The organism is Flavobacterium sp. (assembly GCF_029242675.1).
Lineage (GTDB): Bacteria > Bacteroidota > Bacteroidia > Flavobacteriales > Flavobacteriaceae > Flavobacterium.
On record NZ_JAQWTM010000004.1, the window covers coordinates 1 to 5,802 of the forward strand.

Here is a 5,802-nt window from a genome sequence, read left to right on the forward strand (position 1 = left end):
CAATTAGGGCGATTAGCTCAGCTGGTTCAGAGCACCTCGTTTACACCGAGGGGGTCGGGGGTTCGAACCCCTCATCGCCCACAAAACTTCTCAAGAAATTGAGAAGTTTTTTTTTACATTTTATTTTTTGATATTTAATCATTCTCTAAAAAGTTCTAGTAGGTCTTTTTAACTTTCAATTAGTATGGATAGTTTCTTTGTGAGTGGAGCAATCCGTATTTTTGCAGTCTGATACAATTAAAATAAAATGAACACAAATAGACTTTCACAAACCCATATATCCATCTTAGATTTAGCGATAGTACGGGACGGAGGTACCGCATCGCAAACCTTTAAAAATAGTTTAAATCTTGCTCAAGAGGCAGAAAAATGGGGTTACAATAGGTATTGGCTAGCAGAACATCATAATATGCCCGGTATTGCGAGCAGTGCAACTGTTATCTTAATAGGTCATATAGCCGCTGGAACAAACGCCATACGCGTAGGCTCAGGAGGTATTATGCTTCCCAATCATGCGCCACTTGTGGTAGCAGAGCAGTTTGGAACGCTAGCAACCTTATTTCCGGATCGTATTGATTTAGGATTAGGTCGTGCTCCAGGAACAGATCAATTTACTGCTGCAGCTTTAAAGCGAGATGACCATGCCGCAATGGAGTTCCCAAGTAATATTGAAGAATTGCAACTTTATTTTTCACAAGGTAATAAAAACGGTCGAGTTCGTGCTATACCAGGTGAAGGACTTGATATCCCCATTTATATTTTAGGCTCTAGTACTGATAGTGCTTATTTGGCTGCTGCCAAAGGGTTGCCTTATGCTTTTGCTAGCCATTTCGCACCAGCTCAGTTAAAGATGGCTATAGCTATTTATAGAAATAATTTTAAACCTTCGGCACAATTGAGTGCGCCACGTGTTATAGCCTGCGTTAATGTTATTGCAGCTGATACTGATGATGAAGCCGCACGATTAGCTACTTCATTTAAAAAACTTTTTTTAGGAATAATAACAGGCAACAGACAACAATTGCAACCACCTTTTGAGTCGGATGGTGATTTCATGGGGCCCGTTGAAGAAGGTGCTTTACAGCAAATGATTGCCTATACTTTTATTGGAGGACCTCAGAAAGTGCAGAAAGAATTGAACCTGTTTTTAGATAAAACGCAAGTTGACGAACTAATGATTGCTACAGCTGTATACGATCATGAAGCTCGACTCAATTCCTACAGAATCCTCTCTGAGATTAAGAATTCCTAGTTTAAGGTTAATGCTCCAAGTATCTCTTCGGACATAAAAGGTCCACCGGGATACTTGGCTGTATAATCTAAATTCAACCAAATTTGATTGCGTTCATCTATGTGATAATGCAATTGTTTCCCCTTGCTTTCTTTAGGAAAAAGAATGTTTTTAATCAAATAATTCACTGTTTCCAAATCATTTCTTGTTCCTATTAATATTTCAGGATAGATATGTCCTTTGGTGTGAATTAGTCGTGGTGTTCCGCCAATCGCGCGAACGGCAGCAGCCATTAAGATAGAGTGATCATCACAATCGCCAGAGAAGTAATCTAATGATTCACTAGCAGTAGCTATATAGTCACCATCTTTAGGATCGCTAACGTAGTTCCAACGTTCATTAATTTCCTTAAATACTGCAAAACATTGAATTATTGTTCTATAGTCTGCATAGCCACGAACGTTTTTAAAATTCTGAGTTGTTGCCATAACGGCAAAATTTCTGACTTTGGGATTTTTATATTCAATTGCTCGTAGGATCTTTGATTTGTTTGGAAAAGGGAGTAGTTTTGAAATGATAATATCTTGAGGATAAGGATTATCACTCATAGTGTAAATCATTGAATCATAGTCCTCGTACAAGCTATTGAATCCATAATTACCTATAACTGTTCCGTAAAACAATATTAATAGATAAATGATAATACAAAAAATAATAATGGTTCTCAAAAGTCTTAAAACAAGCTGAATAACTATGATTAAAACAATAAAAAGCAGAATCCGATCTAAATTAAAAGGCCAATTTAGTTCTATTAAATTTTCATGAGCAATTATAATAAGCGGAATAGCGATTAAAATATTCAAAACAAAAATAATTACATCGTCCCAAGGTTTTTTTACCTGTAGCGTTTGTTTTATTTTTTGAAAAGAAAGGTTTTTAATGGCTATCATATTGCTTTGAAAAATCGAATCGATTAGATCGTTTTTACAATTTCTTCAAAAGTACCTTTTTTATCAATGATTTTAAGGTCAAATAACTGATTTTGGACATTGTTTAACAAATTTTTAGATAATGGTTTTTGTGACCAGCTTGTTAGGCTTAGCCATTCTTGAATATCTACCGTTTTTTGCTGGTATTTTTCAGCCAAAATTTGATCAATATTTGGGATATTTTTAAAGCTTTTTGTTTTTTTATTAATGGTATCTAAAATTGTTTTGATGACCTCTGGATGTTGCTCTAAAATTTCCTCACGAACAGCAATCACAAAGCAAGGCCATGGAGTAGGGCAGTCACCCACACGTCTAAAAACGCCTTTATCAACCAATGGTTTGGTCATAAAACGTTCCCACATAAAATAATCAGCAGTTCCCGCAGTCAAAGCTTCTACAGCGCTATCAATGGTATTAATAATTTCAAATTGTAAACGATCAGTATTCCAATTTTGATTCCCTGCATTGACGTAAGCCATTAATTGCGATCCAGAACCAACTCTTGAAATCGCACATTTCGTATTTTCTAAATCAGCGATCGTTTTATAAGAGGAATTTGCAGCTACGTGAATTCCCCATATCAGTGGCGAATCAACATAAACTTGTACAATTTTAGAAGGATTACCAGCAACAATATCTTTTACAATTCCTTCGGTTAGGATTACAGCAATATCCGTTTCTCCAGAGCGTAATATTTGACACATTTTACCGGTTCCCTCAGGAACATCAGTCCATTGTAGGTCGATGTTTTGTAATTTAAATTCGTTATTTTCAATTGCTAAATGCCAAGGTAAATTAAAGTGTTCTGGTACTCCAGCTATTTTAATTGTAGTCATGTTAAATCGTTTTATTTTCTAATTCGAACCAAATACACTTAATTTTATTCCACTCAAACTCGTTTTTTGTTTGCATGCCTAATTTTTCCAGAATGTGGCGCGAACCTTTATTATCAATATGTGCCGAAGCATACATGGTTTTAATATTCATGGTATTGAAACCGTAATCGAGCCAGGCTTTCGCCGATTCATAACCGTAACTATTTCCCCAATAGTTTTCAATAAAGCGATAGCCAATTTCATAAAAATTGACATGTAAGTTCTCGGGTTCTGTGATGTACTTTATACCGCACCAGCCTATAAATTGGTTGGTCGCTTTGAGAATAACCGCATAGCGACCTATACCGTGCTCAACATATTGTTTCCTGATGTTGTTGATGTAATCCTGACTTTTATAAATAGTCAGTATAGGATTTTTGCCCAAATATTTATGCACATTTGGGTTATTGTCTAACGCAAACATTCCTTCGAGATCAGAATCTAGTATTTCTCTTAAAAGAAGTCTTTCGGTTTCGATGATAATGCTCATGGTTGTTCATTTTTAGCCCTGATAGGAGCGGCATCTCCCGATTTAGAAAAACAAGGCTTTTTTAAGCCGTAGTTTTTATTTATCGGGAATACAGCGGATAGCAGGATTAAGCTCCTAAAATTAATTAGTAGCCAATTTATCTAACGTATAAGCGATTAATTCATCGACTGCTTTGTAGGGATCAGCACTAAATGTTCCATTGGCACGGTTAGCAATTATTGCATTCAACGATAAAGCCTGGTGTCCTAAAAGCGCCGAAAGTCCATATATTGCAGCCGTTTCCATTTCGAGATTGGTGATTCTATTACCTTCAAAAGCGAAATTATCCATTTTAGAATTCAGTTTTTCGTCTTGAATGTTCAAGCGCAAAACGCGTCCTTGTGGTCCGTAAAAACCTCCAGCTGTTGCCGTGATTCCTTTGTGCATTTTATCGCTTTCGATAACTTTTTCTAATTTCTCTGAACAAGCAATAACATACGGTTTTCCTTTGCGTAAATCCCAATTAGTATGGCTCACAAAAGCATCTTCGATCGCTACATTTGAGACTTCGTCGATTAAGTAGGAGCGGAGCATATTATCGAGTCCTAAACCGAATTTTGACATCACAAAACTATCCACAGGAATATCTTCATGCAAAGAACCCGAAGTTCCAATACGAATAATGTTTAAGCTCGTTAAATCCTTTTTAGGTTGACGCGTCTCTAGATCAATATTCACTAAGGCGTCTAGTTCGTTGATTACGATATCAATATTATCAGGACCGATACCAGTTGACATCACAGTGATACGTTTTCCTTTAAAAATTCCGGTTTGGGTTTTAAATTCTCTTTTTTGAGTGGAAAACTCCACGCTGTCAAAGAATTGTGTGATTTTCTCCACACGGTTTTGGTCACCCACAAATATGATATCATGTGCAATGTTTTCTGGTTTTAAGTTTAAGTGATAAACACTCCCGTCTGGATTTAATATTAATTCTGATGATTGTATCATTTGTTTTTTTGTTTAAGGTTTGAAGTTTCAAATTGGTTTAACATTGAGGTTATCCACCCACACGTTTAACTTTGAAACCTTTTAATTTTAATATTTCCATTATTTTGTCTCGGTAATCGCCTTGAATAATAATAGAATCGTCTTTGAAGGTACCGCCAACACTTAGTTTGGTTTTGATTTCTTTGGCTAAGATTTTAAAATCTTCGTCTGATCCTTCGTAGCCTTCAATTATAGTCGTAGCTTTTCCTTTTCTTTTTTCGAATTTACAAATCATAGGCTCTTTTTGAACGTATAATTCATGAGGTACTTCCTCGGTTTTCTCCTCGGGAAGTGGTTCGTGGTCTGGAAAAAGGTTTTTTAGTTGGTCTTGTAAGTCCATAATTTATATTTTGTTTCCTTCTTAGTTTATTTAGCTTAAATGGAACGCGGATGACACGGATTTAAACGAATTACCACGGATTTTTTTATTAATTTTTTCTTCATCTATCATCTATCACTTAGATAGTGATTTTTTTTAGTTCGTCGTGTCTTAGTTTAAATGGAACGCGGATTACACGGGTTAAAGCGGATTATTACGGTTTTTTTTATTTGATTTCTTGTTTACTTCTTGTCTTTCAATTTAAGAGTGAATTTTATTAGTTATATCCTTCTTAATTTTGGTGGAACACGGATTTAAACGAATTGTGACGGATATTTTTATAATTTCTTATTTTTTTCATTCCTGCTTCTTATCTTTTTATTAAAGAGTGAATTTTATTAGTTTCGTCCTGTCTTAGACTAAATAATAGACGGATCGATGACGCGGATTTTTTACTTTTTGATAGTATGTCTAGTTTTATTTATAATTGTTTTGAAATACTTTTCTAATAAATTCGGGTTTTTTGCCAAAATTTAAAAGTAAACCAACTTCGCAATTAGTGGATTTTTAAATAATTTAATAATTGAAATTCATTTTCTTCTACTAAATAATCTTGTGCTTTTAACTCTAAAATTACTAAATCATTTACTACGATATCTGCGTAATATTCTCCAACTTCAACTTTTTTGTAATATACCTTTATACTTTTTTGAGCTTCTACTTTAAACCCGTTCTCTTTCAATTCATAATACAACGCATTTTGATACACTCTTTCCAGAAATCCATACCCTAATTCGTTGTAAACATCATAAAAATGTTTTAAAACTGACTGAGTTAACTCGCGATGTAAAATACTACTCATACCATAT

The 5,802-nt window shown here is 34.8% G+C and carries 7 protein-coding genes and 1 tRNA gene; 2 read left to right on the forward strand and 6 right to left on the reverse strand.

Features of this window, described 5'->3' with window-relative positions; all coding sequences use genetic code 11:
- Positions 1–6: 6 nt before the first annotated feature.
- Together P8M54_RS00105 and P8M54_RS00110 are read left to right on the forward strand one after the other, a co-directional pair.
- Positions 7–81 (forward strand) — tRNA-Val (locus P8M54_RS00105).
- A gap of 166 nt (positions 82–247) precedes the next feature.
- On the forward strand, positions 248–1,252 hold the full coding sequence (locus P8M54_RS00110) for an LLM class flavin-dependent oxidoreductase (protein WP_300283648.1): 1,005 nt from the start codon (positions 248–250) through the stop codon (positions 1,250–1,252).
- Here P8M54_RS00110 and P8M54_RS00115 read toward each other — a convergent pair.
- From P8M54_RS00115 to P8M54_RS00140, 6 genes are all read right to left on the reverse strand, one after another.
- Positions 1,249–2,181, reverse strand: coding sequence for a transglutaminase (locus P8M54_RS00115; RefSeq protein ID WP_300283650.1), 933 nt, complete (start codon positions 2,179–2,181; stop codon positions 1,249–1,251). The genes P8M54_RS00110 and P8M54_RS00115 overlap by 4 nt on opposite strands.
- A gap of 23 nt (positions 2,182–2,204) precedes the next feature.
- Entirely contained in the window at positions 2,205–3,056 is an 852-nt protein-coding gene (locus P8M54_RS00120) for a substrate-binding domain-containing protein (RefSeq protein ID WP_300283651.1), read from the reverse strand.
- 1 nt (position 3,057) lies between these two features.
- Positions 3,058–3,585 carry a GNAT family N-acetyltransferase gene (locus P8M54_RS00125; protein WP_300283652.1) on the reverse strand — a complete coding sequence of 176 codons (528 nt, stop codon included), beginning with the start codon at positions 3,583–3,585 and terminating at the stop codon, positions 3,058–3,060.
- Positions 3,586–3,705: 120 nt separating this feature from the next.
- Positions 3,706–4,575: a nucleoside phosphorylase gene (locus tag P8M54_RS00130; RefSeq protein WP_300283653.1), complete on the reverse strand. Its 870-nt coding sequence runs from the start codon at positions 4,573–4,575 to the stop codon at positions 3,706–3,708.
- Between the two features lie 49 nt (positions 4,576–4,624).
- Entirely contained in the window at positions 4,625–4,954 is a 330-nt protein-coding gene (locus P8M54_RS00135) for a translation initiation factor (protein WP_300283655.1), read from the reverse strand.
- Positions 4,955–5,489: 535 nt separating this feature from the next.
- On the reverse strand, positions 5,490–5,802 hold a 313-nt coding region (locus P8M54_RS00140; protein ID WP_300283657.1), incomplete at its 5' end, for a GxxExxY protein.

Bases quoted from the DNA above. Each gene is read 5' to 3' on its own strand.
- P8M54_RS00110 (WP_300283648.1), top strand. From the start codon at position 248: ATGAACACAAATAGACTTTCACAAACCCATATATCCATCTTAGATTTA.
- P8M54_RS00115 (WP_300283650.1), bottom strand. From the start codon at position 2,181: ATGATAGCCATTAAAAACCTTTCTTTTCAAAAAATAAAACAAACGCTA.
- P8M54_RS00120 (WP_300283651.1), bottom strand. From the start codon at position 3,056: ATGACTACAATTAAAATAGCTGGAGTACCAGAACACTTTAATTTACCT.
- P8M54_RS00125 (WP_300283652.1), bottom strand. From the start codon at position 3,585: ATGAGCATTATCATCGAAACCGAAAGACTTCTTTTAAGAGAAATACTA.
- P8M54_RS00130 (WP_300283653.1), bottom strand. From the start codon at position 4,575: ATGATACAATCATCAGAATTAATATTAAATCCAGACGGGAGTGTTTAT.
- P8M54_RS00135 (WP_300283655.1), bottom strand. From the start codon at position 4,954: ATGGACTTACAAGACCAACTAAAAAACCTTTTTCCAGACCACGAACCA.